The 17,273-nt window shown below is 31.6% G+C and carries 13 protein-coding genes; 3 read left to right on the forward strand and 10 right to left on the reverse strand.

Annotation, left to right across the window (positions count from 1 at the left end; translation table 11 throughout):
- Positions 1-10: 10 nt before the first annotated feature.
- The 3 genes from OD803_RS06115 to OD803_RS06125 form a co-directional block, all read right to left on the reverse strand.
- A complete protein-coding gene (locus OD803_RS06115) occupies positions 11-802 on the reverse strand; it encodes a TerC family protein (protein WP_129760133.1) in 792 nt (263 codons plus the stop codon).
- Between the two features lie 3 nt (positions 803-805).
- Complete coding sequence (locus OD803_RS06120) at positions 806-1,192, reverse strand: hypothetical protein (protein WP_129760132.1); 387 nt, start codon at positions 1,190-1,192, stop codon at positions 806-808.
- An 80-nt stretch (positions 1,193-1,272) separates the two neighbouring features.
- Positions 1,273-1,647, reverse strand: a complete 375-nt coding sequence (locus OD803_RS06125; protein ID WP_262732752.1) for a helix-turn-helix domain-containing protein — start codon at positions 1,645-1,647, stop codon at positions 1,273-1,275.
- 303 nt (positions 1,648-1,950) lie between these two features.
- Between OD803_RS06125 and OD803_RS06130 the strand changes: the two genes are divergently transcribed.
- Together OD803_RS06130 and OD803_RS06135 are read left to right on the forward strand one after the other, a co-directional pair.
- The gene (locus tag OD803_RS06130) at positions 1,951-3,093 is read left to right on the forward strand and encodes a M14 family zinc carboxypeptidase (protein WP_262732753.1); all 1,143 of its coding nucleotides are present in this window, start codon (positions 1,951-1,953) and stop codon (positions 3,091-3,093) included.
- Between the two features lie 73 nt (positions 3,094-3,166).
- Positions 3,167-3,646 (forward strand): Lrp/AsnC family transcriptional regulator, encoded by a 480-nt coding sequence (locus tag OD803_RS06135; protein ID WP_131506780.1) that lies wholly within the window; start codon positions 3,167-3,169, stop codon positions 3,644-3,646.
- Between the two features lie 53 nt (positions 3,647-3,699).
- Here the strand turns inward: OD803_RS06135 and aroB are convergent, their stop codons facing one another.
- On the reverse strand, positions 3,700-4,767 hold the full coding sequence (gene aroB, locus OD803_RS06140; RefSeq protein ID WP_129760128.1) for a 3-dehydroquinate synthase: 1,068 nt from the start codon (positions 4,765-4,767) through the stop codon (positions 3,700-3,702).
- Positions 4,768-4,864: 97 nt separating this feature from the next.
- Here aroB and OD803_RS06145 point away from each other — a divergent pair, with 97 nt between their 5' ends.
- On the forward strand, positions 4,865-6,037 hold the full coding sequence (locus tag OD803_RS06145) for a proline dehydrogenase family protein (RefSeq protein ID WP_262732755.1): 1,173 nt from the start codon (positions 4,865-4,867) through the stop codon (positions 6,035-6,037).
- A gap of 34 nt (positions 6,038-6,071) precedes the next feature.
- Here OD803_RS06145 and OD803_RS06150 read toward each other — a convergent pair whose 3' ends face one another.
- The 6 genes from OD803_RS06150 to OD803_RS06175 form a co-directional block, all read right to left on the reverse strand.
- Complete coding sequence (locus OD803_RS06150) at positions 6,072-8,417, reverse strand: GumC family protein (RefSeq protein WP_262732756.1); 2,346 nt, start codon at positions 8,415-8,417, stop codon at positions 6,072-6,074.
- A 16-nt stretch (positions 8,418-8,433) separates the two neighbouring features.
- Positions 8,434-9,207 (reverse strand): polysaccharide biosynthesis/export family protein, encoded by a 774-nt coding sequence (locus tag OD803_RS06155; RefSeq protein WP_262732757.1) that lies wholly within the window; start codon positions 9,205-9,207, stop codon positions 8,434-8,436.
- A gap of 23 nt (positions 9,208-9,230) precedes the next feature.
- On the reverse strand, positions 9,231-11,126 hold the full coding sequence (locus tag OD803_RS06160) for a nucleoside-diphosphate sugar epimerase/dehydratase (RefSeq protein ID WP_262732759.1): 1,896 nt from the start codon (positions 11,124-11,126) through the stop codon (positions 9,231-9,233).
- Positions 11,127-11,128: 2 nt separating this feature from the next.
- Positions 11,129-12,247 carry a DegT/DnrJ/EryC1/StrS family aminotransferase gene (locus OD803_RS06165; RefSeq protein WP_262732760.1) on the reverse strand — a complete coding sequence of 373 codons (1,119 nt, stop codon included), beginning with the start codon at positions 12,245-12,247 and terminating at the stop codon, positions 11,129-11,131.
- A gap of 209 nt (positions 12,248-12,456) precedes the next feature.
- On the reverse strand, positions 12,457-13,239 hold the full coding sequence (locus OD803_RS06170; protein ID WP_262732761.1) for a 4'-phosphopantetheinyl transferase family protein: 783 nt from the start codon (positions 13,237-13,239) through the stop codon (positions 12,457-12,459).
- Complete coding sequence (locus OD803_RS06175; RefSeq protein ID WP_262732762.1) at positions 13,232-17,218, reverse strand: non-ribosomal peptide synthetase; 3,987 nt, start codon at positions 17,216-17,218, stop codon at positions 13,232-13,234. Before OD803_RS06175 ends, OD803_RS06170 begins: the two co-directional genes overlap by 8 nt.
- Positions 17,219-17,273 lie beyond the last annotated feature (55 nt).

A 17,273-nucleotide genomic window follows, 5' to 3' on the forward strand; every position in this document is an offset into this window, starting at 1 on the left:
AGAACAAAATTTATTTGTTCTTGTTTTTTGTAACTCTGTAATTTAAAAATTCTACAAACAGTGAAAATGCTATAGCAAAGTACAAATATCCTTTTGGTATAGCTCCAACAGTTTGTCCAAAAACAGAAGTGTGAGATAAATGCGCAGCTTCAGTAATAAGCATAAAACCAATAAGTATTAGAAACGCTAATCCTAATATTTGCATACTTGGATGTGTGTCTATAAATTTTCTAATTGGGTTTGCAAAACCTATCATAATTATTATTGAAATAACTACTGCAATAATCATAAGTACTAAAGCGTAATTATGGTTTGGGTGTAAACCATTGGTCATTCCTACAGCAGTTAAAATAGAGTCTACCGAAAAGATAAAGTCAATAATTAAAATTTGAGTAATGGCTTGCGATAACGAGGTAATCTTTTTGTGTTTTACATTATTTTCGTCATGACTTGGAGTTTCAACTTTTTCTCTAATTTCAGAAGTACTTTTATAGATAAGAAAAAGCCCACCAGCAAATAAAATAATAGCTTGCCAACTAATACCAACATGTAGCCAAGAGTTATCTATCGTATAAAAAGGCTCTTTAAGTCCAATTAAAAAGGAAACGAAAAACAACAAAATAATACGCTGTAACATGGCTAGCAGTAAACCAATGTTTGTGGCTTTACTACGTTGGTGTTCAGGCAGCTTGTTGGCAGCAATAGATATGAAAACGATATTGTCTATTCCTAAGATGATTTCAAGGAATGTCAATGTTAACAATGCCATTATAGCATCTGGTGTAAGTAAAAACTCTAACATTTTTTAATCGATTTTAGTGGCAACTCCTTTTTCAACGCGATTAGATCTATTTTGCTCTTTTACAGCATAGGTGTATTCAAACGTATATGAATTGTCAGTTGTATTTAGAATTTTCATATGTATAGCTTTTGCTTCTTGTGTAGACTTAGGGTGTAGTTTTTTTAAAATAAACTCGCAGTCATTTATCCATCGTACAGAAGACGAATCAGCTTTTCCTTCAATAAAATCAATACTATAATCTTCCGTTCTGGTAAATTTTGCAGTTTTCTCAACACCATTGTCGAGATAAGAAAATTCAAAAGTTCCTGTTTTGTAATCACTACAATTACGTTCAGTTTGAAAACAGCTCGAAAACAAGGCTAAAAAGCAAATACAAATAAGTAGTCTCATAAAAGTTAATTGTAATACAAAATTACGAAAAGAAACCTACCAATTTATTTGTTGCTATAATAAAAAGAATGTGAGTAAAACTATTTAACAAAATCTTCAAAAGTACCATCGTCATAAAATATCACAATTCTATTTATTTTCTTTTCAGATGGATTTGAAGTAGGAGAAGGTGATTGGGTTATTGTTTCAATAGTTTTAATTTCGGGTTGAACAATTTTTTGATTTTCGGTAGCAGGAAATTCTCCCTTACCATTCATTAACCAATACAATTCAACTTCGGGATAGGAGTGTAGCACTTTCAAAACAAAATCTAAACTAGGCTTATTTCGTCCAGAAAGTATATGCGAAATACTAGAGCGTTGCACACCAATTTTTTCTGCAAAAGACGATGCACTTTCACCATAAAAATCGATGACTTTTTGTAGTCGGATAATGAATTCTTCGTTGTTTATCATTGTAAACATAGAAATTTAAGATTTGGTGTTACAAATGTAACAAATAATATGATATGTAGATTATTATTGTTTCATATTTAATAATTTTATATATATTTTTACTTTAAGTAAAATATATTAAATATCTGATAAATAATATTTTAAATAAATAAATACGCAATTGTTAAAAATTGGATATTTAAATGAAGTGTTCCCAGTTTAAAAATTAAATTTTCTGTTTACAAGTGTATTTATTCCATCAATTTTTTGTGTTTACAATTGTAAATTTACAATTGTATACCTTTGTAGCATTAAAGAAAATCTATGGATATTGAATTGATTAAAAACGCCTATAGTTTTAGTAAGGAAAAGTCATTGCATCATCGATATATTTGTAATGATCATATTGTTTCTTTGCTTAATAATTTACCATCAAATTTTAGAGTTGATGTCATTGGAGAATCGGTTAATGGAGAAGATATTTTTTCTGTTACTGTTGGTAAAGGTGAAAAACGTTTATTGTTATGGTCGCAAATGCACGGTAATGAAAGCACAACTACCAAAGCGCTTTTTGATGTGTTTAACTTCCTTGCATCTAATAATAGTTACGCTAAGGCTATTTTAAATAACTGTACTTTAAAAATCATTCCTATACTTAATCCTGATGGTGCTAGAGCATATGCACGAGTTAATGCAAATGAGGTTGACCTAAATAGAGATGCTCAAAACCTTACTCAGCCAGAAAGTTTAGTTCTTAAAACGTGTTTTGAAGACTTTAAACCAGACTATTGCTATAATTTACATGGTCAGCGTACAATTTTTAGTGCGGGAAAGTCCAATAACTCAGCCATAGTATCTTTTTTGTCTCCAGCGCAAGACGAAGCTCGTAGTCTTTCTAAAAATAGAAAAATAGCTATGGAAGTGATTTCGGTTATGAATAATGCGTTGCAACAAGTTATACCTAATAAAGTTGGTATTTATGATGATGCGTTTAATATAAATTGTGTAGGAGACACGTTTCAACATAAAGGTGTGCCTACTATTTTGTTTGAAGCTGGACATTTTCCAAATGATTATGCTAGAGAAGAAACTAGAGCGCTTATCTTTAATTCGCTATTAACATCTTTCAATTATATTGCAAATAATAATGTCGAAGGAGAAGGTTATGAGTCTTATTTTGATATTCCAGCAAATGAGAAGCTGTTTTTCGATATTATTATCAGAAATGCAGATGTAAATGGTGAAATTTTGGACATTGCGATTCAATATGAAGAGCGATTGAAAGAAAATTCCATCATTTTTGTGCCGAAAATTCAAAAAATTTCAAAATTAGAAAACTTTTATGCTCACAGGGAAATAAATGCCAACAATAGCAAGGTTTTAGATGCTAAAAATGGTGCTCTAAAAGTGGAAAGCGAAAACGATTTCGTTTTGATAAACAATCAAAAAACTTCATTATATCTTTAAAAAAATCACTTTTCCTTGTATTATCTTCAATAAAAATCTACTATTTTTGCTTTAAATTTAAAGAAAATTAAAAATGGCAAAATTCAAATTAGACGATATAGATCACCAAATTCTAGATATGTTGATCGATAATACAAGAGTTCCTTTTACAGATATTGCAAAAAAATTAGTTATTTCTGCAGGTACTGTACATGTGAGAGTGAAAAAAATGGAGGAAGCTGGTATTATACAAGGTTCGTCTTTGACACTTGACTATAAAAAGCTGGGATATTCTTTTATAGCTTATGTTGGTATATTTTTACAAAACACCTCTCAAACTAAATTTGTTTTAGAGCGTATTAATGAAATACCTTTTGTTACTGTAGCTCATATTACTACAGGAAAATTCAATATTTTCTGTAAAATTAGAGCAAGAAACACTGATCATGCTAAGGATGTCATTTTTAAACTAGACGATATTGAAGGTGTTTATAGAACAGAAACTATGATTTCTCTTGAGGAAAGTATTAACGATAAAAAACGTTTAATGCACACTATTTTTAATGATATGTAACCATCACTAACTAATAAACATAACAAGAAGCCCTTTGCTCTAGAGTAAAGGGTTTATTTTTTGTAGTATTCAAAGGCTTCAATTATAAGTTCGTTGTCCACTAAACAATCAATTTTTGGTGTTCCTATGGCTTCTAGTAGCACAAAATTGATGTTTCCGTGTTCGTTTTTCTTATCGTGTTTTAGGAGTTCAATTATCTCAGGGTAATCATTATCATCAAAATCTACTTGAGCAAATACATTTAAAATCACTTTTTTCACTTCTTCCAAATCTGCTTCAGGGAAATTGAATAGTCTTGACGAGATATAAGTTTCTAAAATCATACCAATAGCTATAGCTTCACCATGAAGTAAATCAGTTTTATTCGGATTACTTAAAAAGTAAGACTCTATAGCATGACCAAGTGTGTGACCATAATTAAGTGTTTTTCTGACGCTATTTTCAAAAGGATCTTTAGTAACAATAGTGTTTTTTATAATAACAGATTCGTGGATAAGTGCATCTAAATCGTCAAGGTTGAGTTTTGATAAGTCGGTCATTTTATCCCAATAATTTCTATCGTAGATTAAACCATGCTTTAGCATTTCAGCTAACCCTGATTTTAAATGACTTTGTGGTAAAGTGGAAAGGAAGTTAGTGTCAATTAACACCATATCACCAGAGTCAATAACACCTATTTGATTTTTTAAGCTCCCTAAGTCAACTCCAGTTTTTCCTCCCACAGAGGCATCTACCATAGCTAAAAGAGAAGTAGGGATGTTTATGTATTTAATTCCACGTTTAAAAGTACAAGCAACAAAACCGCCTAAATCGGTTACGACACCTCCACCAAGGTTAAGTATTAAGCTTTTTCGGTCTCCACCAAGCTCAGAAAGCGCATTCCAAACACCAACGCAAGTCTCAATGGTTTTATGGGTTTCTCCAGGTTCAATTTCAATAATTTCAATAGCAACATCAGTTTCTAGACGCGATAAAAACTCAGGTAAGCAATTTGTATTCGTGTTAGAATCGGTAATTATAAAAATTTTAGAAAACCTATTAGAAGCCAAATACTCATTAATGGCAGTGTAACAGTTTGAATTAAAATGAATTGTGCTGTCTTTGGTTGTAATGGAGTTCATAAAATGCATCTATACTTTAAATAGGGTATGAAAATAAGTAGATTTTGATTAAAAATAGAAGATGAATAAATATATTTGCTATTATTTTGTCCAGATAATGATAGATAAAAATTTATTTGAAAACACTGAGGTGGCTTTTCAGTTAAAAAGTGACTCAGAGTTAGAGCGTGCTTATTTTTTGTTTAAAATGATTTCTCACGAGCCTTTAGTGAGAATAGGAACTGCGGCTACAAACTTTGCGCTAAAAGCACATTTACCTGTTGAAGGTTTAATTAGGTCAACTGTTTTTGATCACTTTTGTGGTGGTGTAAGTGAAGATGATTGTCTTAATGTGATTGATAAGATGTATGAAAAGGGAGTGTGTTCGGTTTTAGATTATTCGGTAGAAGGAAAAGAAGTTGAATCACATTTTGATGATGCTATGGAGAAAACCTTGAAGATTATAAGGTTTTCAGATGAAAAGGATGCGATGCCTATTGCTGTATTTAAGCCTACTGGTTTTGGTAGATTTCACTTATATCAAAAAAAAGGAGAAGGAAAAGCGTTTACTAGTGAGGAGCAAGATGAGTGGAATAGAGTAGTAGAACGATTTCATGCTGTATGTAAATTAGCAAAAGAACGCGATGTTGAATTGCTTGTTGATGCTGAAGAGAGTTGGATGCAAGATGCAGCTGATGATCTAATTGAAGAAATGATGTCTATTTACAATAAAGAAAAACCTATTGTTTACAATACACTGCAAACATATCGTTGGGATAGATTAGATTATTTAAAGAATTTACATACTAGAGCTAAAGAAAAGGGCTTTACAATAGGTGTGAAAATTGTTAGAGGTGCATATATGGAGAAAGAGCGTGAGCGTGCTGAAAAGAAAGGTTACGAATCTCCTATCTGTGAAAATAAGCTAGCTACTGACAATTGTTTTAATGATACGCTTACTTATGCTTTAGCGCATTTAAAGGATATTTCGGTTTTTATAGGTACTCATAATGAATACAGTTGTTATCTAGCTATGGACTTGATGGAGCAGCTTAAAATAGAGAAAGAAGATAACAGAGTGTGGTTTGGTCAACTTTATGGAATGAGTGATCATATCAGTTTTAATCTGGCTGATAATGGCTATAATGTTGCAAAATATGTTCCATTTGGACCAGTTAAAGATGTAATGCCATATTTGATAAGAAGAGCAGAAGAGAATACATCTGTTGCAGGACAAACGAGTAGAGAGCTTAGTTTATTAAAAACTGAAAAGAAAAGAAGAAAGCTATAAAAAAAACTCCAATCGATTGATTGGAGTTTTTTGTTTATTTAAACTGATACCATTTTTTCTTTCTGTTTGGGTTGTTGCCATAACCGTATCCATAACCTCTTTTGTGTAATGTGCCATTAAGTAAAACAGCCATATTAGGTAAACGCTTTTCAGTGTACATGGTTTGAGCAATGTGTAATTGACGTTTGTCAATGTTATTAGCACTAACAACATAAATAAACATATCTGCAAACTTGCTAATCAATAAAGTATCAGTGACTAAACCTACTGCAGCTGTGTCTACAATAATATAATCATATTTTTTCTTTACGGTATCAAATAAGTGCTTTAGTCTGTCGCTCATTAATAATTCAGCAGGATTTGGAGGGGTAGCTCCAGAAGGAATGACATCAAGAAAAGGGTTGTCTTTTACTTTTATAGTAACATCTTCAACTTTGAGTGACTTGTCGGAAATATAATTGGTTAATCCTACGTCGCCTTTAATGTTTAAATAGTCATTAACTCTAGGTACTCTAATATCAGTTTCAACAATTAGGGTTTTCTTTTCTGAAAAAGAAAAAGACGAAGCTAAGTTTATTGAAGTATGTGATTTCCCTTCTTGACTAGTGGTTGATGTTACAAAAATAGTCTTGCACTCAGTTTCAATATCCTGAAGTAAAAAATGAGCATTGGTTCGTATTATTCTAAATGCTTCAGCTTTAGGAGAGTAATCTATTTTTTTGATTAGTTTTGATTTAGTGTTTGATTTTGGAATATCACCAATAAAAGGAGCACTTACTGCTTTTAAAACATCATCTTTATCTTGTATCTTATTGTTAAGTAGATCTCTAGTGTAGATTACAGAAAAAGGAACTAGAAGACCTAATAAGATAGCTGCTAGATAAATTACCTTTGGTTTTGGAGATATTGGACTATCAAGAGTATATGCATAATCTATAATTTTAGCATTAGGTGAAGACATGCCAAGAGTAATAGCTGTTTCTTCACGTTTTTCTAGCAAGTATAGGTATAACGACTCTTTAATGTCTTGCTGGCGTTTAATATCTCTAAATTGTCGTTCTTTACCTGGAGCAGAGTATATTTGCCCACGTATTCTTGAATCCTCTTGGTTAAGATTATCTAAAGTTATCTTGTTGGCAGACCTAATGTTGCTTAAGCTTTGTTGAAGATTAGCTTTAAGTGCCATAATCTCATTGTTTAAGTTGATAACAACAGGGTTTTTTTCACTTGAATTTTTTAGAATTCTATTTCTCTTCAATACAAGCTCATTGTGAATTTTTGTTATTTGAGAAACATCACTATCAGCAATTCCTACATCAGGAGGTAGTAAATCAGAATTGCTATTGTTTTCTGATAGGTGATCGCTCATATAATCAATAAGCTGTATTTGGTTTGAAGTGTTGATTATTTTTTCTTCGTTAATTTTTTCACTTTCCAGAAAGATATTTGCTTGAGAGGATAAAGCTGTTAGCCTATTGTTTTTTTGAAGGTTTTCAGCAGTGAAATCTACTTGTTCGAGCTCGTTGGATACTACGTTTAGTCTGTTGTTAATGAAGTCAGAAGTTGCTTTTACAATTTGTTCTTTATCATTGATAACATCTTCATTATATTTTTCGATAAGCTTGTTAAGGATTAATCTAGCTTTTTCTTTGTTTGCTTCTGTTAAAGATAGTTTTACAACATTAGAGGTTGGGTCAGAAGCAAGTTTGATTTTTCCAAGATAAGATTCAACAACGCTATGCACTGGTCTTATGTGTATTTCAACTAAAGAACCAGGAGTAGAACCGTAAGTGTTTGTATTGGGTGTTAGAATAAAATCACCAAAACTACTGGTTACTTTTTCTCCAAAGTTGTGGCTAGTAGTAACACCACTATCAAACTCTAAAACTTTCATAGTGTTAGTGGTTGACATTTCAAATTTTTCTGAAGAAATTATCTTTATGTAAAGATTTGTGTTTATGTGGTTTATAATAGAGTCTTCAACAAAAAAATTAATATTTACAGGAGGGTTTAGGTAGACTTCCTCTTCTTTGACTTTACCACTTACATAATAACTTATGTTTAGGTTTAAATCTTGTACTACTTGAGAAATAATAGATCTAGATTTAATAATTTCAATTTCGTCTGTAACATTAGTAAAGTTGTTTGAAAACAAACCATAATTTTGAAGACTTGAAATTTCTGATAATTTTTGAGAATTCTCATCTTCCTTTATTTTTATAGTAGCATTTGCTTGGTATTCAAACGTACTGTATCTAACTTTTACGTAAGCAATACCAATTGCTATAATTAAGCAAAGTAAAATAAACTTCCACTTAGATAAATATAGCTCAACTGCTTTTATAATGCTTTCTTTTGTGTTTTGAGTGTTTTGTGGCATTTTTGAAAGGTTAGTTCTAACGAATTAATATAGCAGCTATAGTTGCTAAGGTTGAAATTGCTGAGATAATTACAGCTGTGTTTGGGTTGTAAGTAGATGATTTTACTTTGGCATCATTAGGTTCAACATATATCACATCGTTTTGAGCAAGGTAGTATAAAGGAGAGCTAGTTATGCTAATTGATGTTAAATCTAGTTTCGCAAAACGTTTTTCACCATTTACTTCTCGTATTAAAAAAATATTGTTCCTTTTTCCTGTATTAGTTAAATCACCTGCTAAACCAAGAGCTTCAGGGATAGATACTCTCTCATCTTGTATTGTATATGTTCCAGGTCTGTTAACATCTCCTATAACAGTTATTGTAAAATTCACCAACCTAATGTTTACTATTGGGTCTTTAACATATTCAGAGAGTTTCTCTTTCATCATTTCTGTTGCTTGCTCTCTAGTTAGTCCGCCAATTTTTATTGTTCCTAAAGTAGGAAATTGAATGTTGCCACTATTGTCAACTAGGTATGTTCTCATTGTGAGTGTACCCTGAACAGTTAATGCGCTTTCACTATAGCTAACAGCAGGTAGGTTAAATGGTTTTACAACTTCTGGATCTAATGCTGCTACATCTATTGTTAATAAATCGTTTGGTTGATAAGTTATATCAACAATGTTGCTTAAAGTGGAAGATTCAATAGCTGGTTCGTCTTGAAAATATACATACTCTTTTCTTGAAGCACAAGAAGATAGTGTTATTAACATTAAGACAGCTAGTTTAAAGAGTATTTTGTTATTCATGATAAATTTATTTGTTAGGGATTTTATTTTTTCGAGTCTAAAACTTCAAATTTTGAATTGTTAGAAATGTACTCAGGGATAATTTCTTTTATTAAAGACACTATTTCTAGTGTTTGTGTTTTTGAGTTTATATTGCAAAGGTTGAGTATTCTGGATTCTGTATCTTCAACTATATTTACTTGCTTTGTTTTTGCAATCATTATCTTTTCATGATAGGTTGGTATTGTGTTTTCACCATCAGCGAGCAGTTCTTCAAATATTTTCTCACCAGGTCTAAGTCCGGTTATTTTTATATCAACATCCTCAGGGTATTGTAGGCCTGAAAGAATAATCATGTTTTTTGCTAGGTCAAATATTTTGATTGATTTACCCATATCAAACACAAAAATTTCACCTCCATTTCCCATTGTAGCTGCCTCCAAAACTAATTGGCAAGCCTCTGAGATGGTCATAAAATAACGAGTGATTTCTTTATGGGTAACTGTAAGAGGGCCTCCGGCTTCAATTTGTCTTTTAAATAAAGGGATCACTGATCCATTTGAGCCTAAAACGTTGCCAAAACGAGTAGTTATAAATTTTGTTTGACCTTTTCCTTTAAGACAGTTAACATAAAGCTCTGCAATGCGTTTTGATGCACCCATTACATTGGTTGGGTTAACTGCTTTATCGGTAGAAATTAGTACAAATTTTGCTATGCTGTGCCTAACAGCTAAACTAGCAATGTTTTTTGTGCCTCTAATATTTACACTTACAGCTTCATATGGATTGTTTTCCATTAGAGGAACATGTTTATAAGCTGCAGCATGGAAAACAATTTTTGGTTTGTAAACATTAAATAAATATTCCATTCTACCATAATCTCTAACATCAGCCACTATTGCTATGAAGTTTTTGATTCCATTCTGGATAAACTCTTGCTGTAAATCGTACAATGCAGACTCAGCGGAATCTATTAAGATGAGCTTTTTGTAACTGTAATTATTGATTTTCCTAGCAATTTCACTTCCAATAGAGCCAGCAGCTCCTGTTATTAAGATAACTTGATTTTCATATTCGTTATTAAGGCTAGGGTTAATGATGTTTATAGGTTCTCTACCTAATAAATCTTCAATTTTAACGTCTTTAATTTGTCCAACACTCAAGTCACCATCAATCCATTGTTGAACAGGAGGAACAATTTTAACTTTAAGACCTAATTCGAATAATTGAGCTGTAATTTGTAATAAGCGAGTAGAATCAACACTTTGAATAGAGATGATAACTTCTTCAATGTTGTTTTTTTCTATGAAATTCTTGGTTATTTTATCTAGACCATAAACAATTAGTAAGTTTATTTTCTTTCCTATTTTACTAGGATTGTCATCAATAAACCCAACAACTTCATATCCTCTTTTAGGATCGTTAGAAATAGCATCATATGTTATAAGTCCTGAATTTCCAGCTCCATAAATAAGTACATTGGTAAAAGTTTTGTAGTCTTGCTGTAAGTTGTTGTAAATGGACTTAATGACTAATTTAGAGCCTACTAGCAATAATATGTTAAGTAGTAGGTGTATATATATAATTGTTCCAGAAATGTTGAAAGTACTATCAAAATTAAATTTTCTACTGAAAAAAGTAGATATAATTAATATAGTAGCTAATATGTTAACACCAATTATTATATTGATAACATCTTTATATCCTGTAAATCTAACTACTCCTTTGTGGGACCCAACAGCCAAAAAACTAATTAAAGCAGCTAAAACAACAAAAGGCAGTTGTTTAAGCATTAATGTGAGGTTAAAAACGAGGCTGAAATTAAATCTAATTAAGTAAGCAATAAAAAAAGTGAAAACTACAATACATAAATCAAAGATGAGCACCAACCATTTTGATGCATATCTGTTTGAGATTTTATGTAAAAGTTCCATTAACATATTCAAAAATAGGTTTTTATTGTTGAAATTACTCTATTTAGTTCATTGTCAGTTAAATTTGAACCACTTGGTAAACATAAACCACGTTCAAATAAACTATCAGAAATCCCGTTAAGATATTTAGGAGTATCTTTAAATACAGGTTGCTGGTGCATTGGTTTCCATAATGGACGCGTTTCAATGTTTTCTTTTTCTAGCTTAAGCCTGATGTTTTCTCTTGTTTTAAAATCAGGTGTTAATATGCAACTTAACCATCTATTTGAAAAACAATCTTCAGGTTCATCTAAAAACTTAATAGCATCAATTTTATTTAATTGGTTGTAGTAAAACTCAAAGTTTTGTCTTCTTTTAATTACATACTGGTCTAAAACAGTCATTTGACCACGACCAATACCTGCTAAAACATTAGACATTCTGTAATTATATCCTATGTTTGAATGTAGATATGAAGGATCTTTATCACGAGCTTGGGTAGCTAAAAAAACAGCTTTGTCTTTTATGTTATTATCTTTTGTTACAAGAGCTCCACCTCCAGAAGTGGTAATTATCTTATTTCCGTTAAAGGATAGAATAGAGATATTAGCTAAAGTTCCACATTTTTTGTTTTTGTAAACACTGCCTAAAGCTTCTGCGCTGTCTTCGATTACTGGTATATTATAAGTATTAGCAATACTGTTTATTTGGTCAGCTTTATAAGGCATTCCGTATAGGTGTACAGCAATAATGGCTTTTGGTTTTTTACCTTTCTTAATTCTGTCTTTTATAGCAATTTCAAGTAATTCAGGACACATGTTCCAAGTGTCTTTCTCACTGTCAATAAAAATTGGTTGAGCGCCTTGATAAATTATTGGGTTTGCAGATGCAGCAAAAGTAAAACTTTGGCATATAACTTCATCACCAGAGGAAACTCCTAGTAAAACAAGAGCTAAGTGTATTGCGGCAGTTCCAGAGCTTAATGCAGCTACGTAACTATTGCTTTTAAGGTAACTTTCTAAATCAGATTCAAAACCCGATACATTAGGACCTAAAGGAGCAATCCAATTTGATGCAAAGGCTTCACTGATAAAAGATTGCTCTTTACCAGACATATGAGGAGAAGAAAGCCAAATTTTAGGATTCATAGGTTAATGTTTGAGTATTAAAACTAATGCTAATAATATTTTTTTTAGGGCTCAAGTTAAAAATAGCTTAATTGTATCAAACTAATTATTGTATTTCTTGTTAAATATCATTCAAATAGAGAGGACTAAACAAATAAACACGATAAAAAACAATTTTTTACGTTGATAAAAGGTAATTGTTGAGTAAAGTGTTTAGTTTGTTGTGTTAATCATTGATAATCAGTTTTATTGTTAGGGTTTAGTAATTCTTTTAAAGATGAAGGAAGACTAAAAATGGTTAATACATCATCATCTTTTTTTTTATTGCAAAAAGCGACAGATGCAATGTAGCTTTTATTTAATGCAAAGCTTAATACTTTTAAACTTTTAAACTTATTTAAAGAGTTAAGGTTTGTAATGTGTCTTCCATCAATTGAAGGGATTTGACTTAAGTTGTCATTAATTCCTTGTCCAGAAAATTTTGCAATAGCCTCTTTTCTTGTCCAATATTTGTAAAATGCATCTATTTGATTTTTAGAGTTTAAAACATGTTTTGTTTCAGCTTCACTATAAGAGTGGTTTGTTATTTCAAGAACATCGAATTCATTATTTTTATATTCTAAATCAACTCCAACATTAGAATTGCTTATAGCTATAATAGCACTGTCTTCACTGTGGGAAAGGTTGAAATTTATAGAGTTATTAGAAACTAAATAAGGTTTTTGGTTAGTATCTTTTTTAAGTTTTATATCCAAAATATCTTGTTCTGTGTACTGAGCTAGTATAATTTTTAATATGCTTCGGCAAATTATAAACCTGTTTTTGTCTTTTTCGAAATGATAACGTTCAGCTCTGCTTGTTTCGGTTTCGTCTAGAATCGCTTTAAGAGTTGTGATGTCTTTATAATAGTTGAGTATATCAATATGAAATAAAAATAAACCGGATTTATCAATTGGTTTAACTTTATAACTTTGATTCAATACTTTAACAGTTTCACAATGCACACTAGTCATAATGCTCTAAGTTATAGTTGTCTAAAACATTTTGGAGTTTATTGGCAAAGTCCTTAACGTGAGGCTTTTCAAACATATCTACATGATTACCTGTGACTATTTGTTTTCTAATACCCTTGAGAGCCATTTTTTTCCAGCCCAAATATTTATGATCATGTACTAAATTGACTTCTTCGGAAGCCCTAAAAAGATCTATAACAATATCTTGTGGAGTAATTGTATACTTGCTAGTTGCTTTGTTGTGGTAATCAAGGAGTTTTATGGGTACATTAAACTGCATTTCATATTGTTTAGCTCTTCCATGTCGTAATCTAAGATAATAGCCTTTAAATAACAGCTTGAGTAACTCATAACGCCTTACAAAATTCTTCTTGCTGCTAAACATGTTTAGTATTAAATACCCTACTTTTCCTATAACATAAAGTATGGAGATTGCTTTTTTGATTATAGGACTTTTATAGTAATATTGAGGAAATACATAGGTGTCAAACTGAGCAAGAATAGTAACTTTTTTTCCTTGAGCTCTTAATTGTCTTGCCATTTCATAGGCTACTATTCCACCATAAGAAAAGCCTGCTAGTGCATAGGGACCTTTTGGGTTTGATGCTACAATTTCTTTAATATAATCAGCAGCCATTTGATCAATAGAATCATGAGGTTCATCAACACCATTTAAACCTCTTGATTGAAGCCCATAAACAGGTTGGTCTTTATCCATAAATTGCGCTAATGCATCAAAAATTAATACTTGGTGGTTTGCTCCATGTACAATGTATAAAGGAGGTTTTGTTCCAGTTGGTTTTAATGCAACTAAAGAGTCCCAAGTAAAGAATTCTGTATCCATATAGGTTGAAAAAGTCCTGATTGTTGGATTTTTGAGTAAACCTACCAAAGGAATACGTTTACCTGTTTCTTTTTCAAGTTTAGCCATTACCTTTACGCCAATTATTGAATGTCCACCAATTTCAAAGAAATCGCTATCTATATCAATATTATCTAACCCAAGTACTTCTTCCCAAATTCCGGCAACAATTTTTTCAGAAGTTGTTGAAGCAGTTGTGTGGTTTTTGGTGACTGATTTGCTTGGTAGTTGTTCCAACAAAGCTTTTCGATCAATTTTCCCATTTAGTGTTTTGGGGAATTCTTTAACTAGATTAAAACGTTGCGGAATCATGTGTTTTGGAAGATGTTCCTTTAGTGCATTTTTCCATTCGGAAATTTGATGCTTATCTTCATTAGTATAGTTTGATGTGATTAAATTAGCAATTAATTGATCTTCATTTAAAATCACAACAGAGGATTGGACGCTATTTAAACTATCTAGAGCTTGCTCAATTTCTCCTAATTCAATACGTTGCCCTCTAATCTTCACCTGATGATCTAATCGACCTAAACACTGCACTTTTCCATTTGGAAGCAAGCGTGCTAAATCACCTGTTTTATAAAGTTTTGAATCCAAATCGTTACTAAATGGATTAGGTATAAATTTTTCAGAAGTCAATTCTGGTCGTTTCCAATATCCTTTAGTAACACCATCGCCAGCAATACATAGTTCGCCTGTATTTCCTGGCGGAACAATTTTTCCGTGTTCGTTAACTATATACAGTTGGGTGTTATTCATAGGAAACCCAATAGTAATCAAATCATCAGACTCTTTAATTTCGGTAAAAGCTGACCAAATAGTTGTTTCTGTTGGCCCATATAAGTTCCAGAGTTCATCAACTAAAGGAAGCATCTTTTTAGCAAGAGCTATAGGTAAAGCTTCTCCAGTACTTATAATTCGCATTGGTAAATGCTCATTCCACCCAGAGTCTAATAACATCTGCCAAGTTGCAGGTGTAGCTTGCATAATGGAGATATTCTCGTTCTTCATTACATCTAGCAACATTCTTGTATCTTTAGCTGTTTCTTCACTAGTCAATATTAGTGTAGAGCCTTTTAAAAGAGGTGCAAATAACTCTGCCATGGCGATATCAAATGATATGGTTGTAATGGAGAGAAATTTATCAGACTCTTTTAGTCCAGGTTGCTTTAAGAAACTGTATAAAAGATTGACTAAGTTTTTATGTGTTACCTCAACACCTTTAGGTTTTCCTGTTGATCCTGAGGTATATAGTATGTAAGCTGTTGTAGAGTTGTCAATTTTTAGGTTTAAAGGCGTTTGAGGGAAATTGTAACTATTTGTAAATAATTGGTTTAAAAACAATGGCTTCGAGTTTGAGTTTAAAGTTGAAGCTAATGTTTCAGTAGTAATAACATATTTTGCTTCAGCATCTTCAAGCATAAACTCAATTCTTTTTTTAGGGTAACTTGGGTCTAAGGGTAGGTAAGTGGCACCACATTCCATAATTCCCATTAAAATTGAAATCAGTTTTATGGATCTTGGCATTAAAACAGCAATACGATCATTATGTTCAATACCTATGTTTTGAAGATAATGGGCTAATTGATGGGCTTGTTTTTCTAAGTCTTTGTATGAAATTTGATCATTCTCAAATTTCAAAGCTACTTTATTTGGTGAAATTTTAGTTTGTTTAGCTAATAATTCATGTAATGGTAAATTAGGGTAAGTTGAAGCTGTATCATTCAACATGCTATAGGCTGATTGATCAAACTCAATAATATTCCCTAATTGAATGTTTGGGTTTTCAATTATTTTTTTTAGAATTTTTTCAAAAGTGAGCATCATGCCTTCAATAGTTGATGCTTTAAATAATGTTGTATTATATGACCATTCTAAAACAAAACTATCTTCTGATCCACTTGCATTCAGAAAAATTTCAAACGTTTCAAAAGCTCTTGGGTTGCTTAGCAATTTAAAGGTTAAGCCTTCAAAATTAACATTACTATCCATACCCATATCAATATTGAAAACAACAGGGATTAAAGGTACTCTCGAAGGGTCTCTTTGAATTTTCAACTCTTGAAGTAATTCTCCAAAGCTTAATTGTTGATGATCATATGCATCAAAAACAGCTAGTTTGCGTGCCTTTAAATAATCACTGAAAGACTGTTCAGCGTTTATTTGACTTCGTAAAGGAAGTAAATTTACACAATGTCCTATTAAATGCTGTTGACCTGTGGCTGCTTGTCCTGCAGAAGGTAACCCAATAACAATATCGTCTTGTCCTGTTTGTACGTAGAGTAGTACTTCAAAAGCTGCCATTAACGCAGTTACAAAACTACAACCAGATTTAACACCAACTTTCTTAAAATTAGCAACTAATTCCCTGTTCATGTGAAAGTCAAGACGTGCACTGTCGTGAGTTCTTAATTCTGGTCTTGGATAATCAATAGGTAAGTTCAACTGCGGAACAGATTGCTTGTATTGATCTAACCAAAATTGTACTGTTTTCTTGTGTTCAATACTGTCAGTATACAATGTTAACTCATCGGCAAAAACACTAAAACTATCAGCTTCAGGAAGTGCATGTGCTGTTTTATTGATTTGAGCAGAATATAATATACCTAATTCATATAAAATAGTACCTAATGACCAACCATCACAAATAATGTGGTGTCCAGTTATGACAAGATGATGCTCAGTAGCCTTTGTTTTTAGTAATCCCATTTTTAGTAATGGACCGTTAACCAAATCAAAAACATAGTTGGCTTCAGCTTTCAGGTAATTTGATATTGATGATTTTTGTTCTAACTCAGTTTGATTTGAAATATCTAAATACTCTAGTTTGAACGGTACATATTCTAAAACACTCATAAAACGACCATTAGCACTAAATATAGATCTAATTGCTTCATGTCGTTGTATCAATTGTTGAATAGCAGTATCTAAAGCTTTATAATGCAATTGACCATTAAAAACTAGAGAGATAGACTCATTATAAGCTCTATTGGCGTCGTCACCACCAAGAGTGCAAGAAATCCAGATTTCAGCTTGTGGCTGAGTAATAGGTACTACCTTTTCAATTTGAGGTCCTTTAAATGGATTAAAACTGATTATGTTCTTTGAAGAGTTCATCAAATTAATTCGAAAAATAAGATGAATATAATAATTTAAAAAGTTAGATTAGTTT

It is taken from the genome of Gaetbulibacter sp. NE (assembly GCF_025548475.1).
Taxonomy (GTDB): Bacteria; Bacteroidota; Bacteroidia; order Flavobacteriales; family Flavobacteriaceae; genus Gaetbulibacter_B; species Gaetbulibacter_B jejuensis.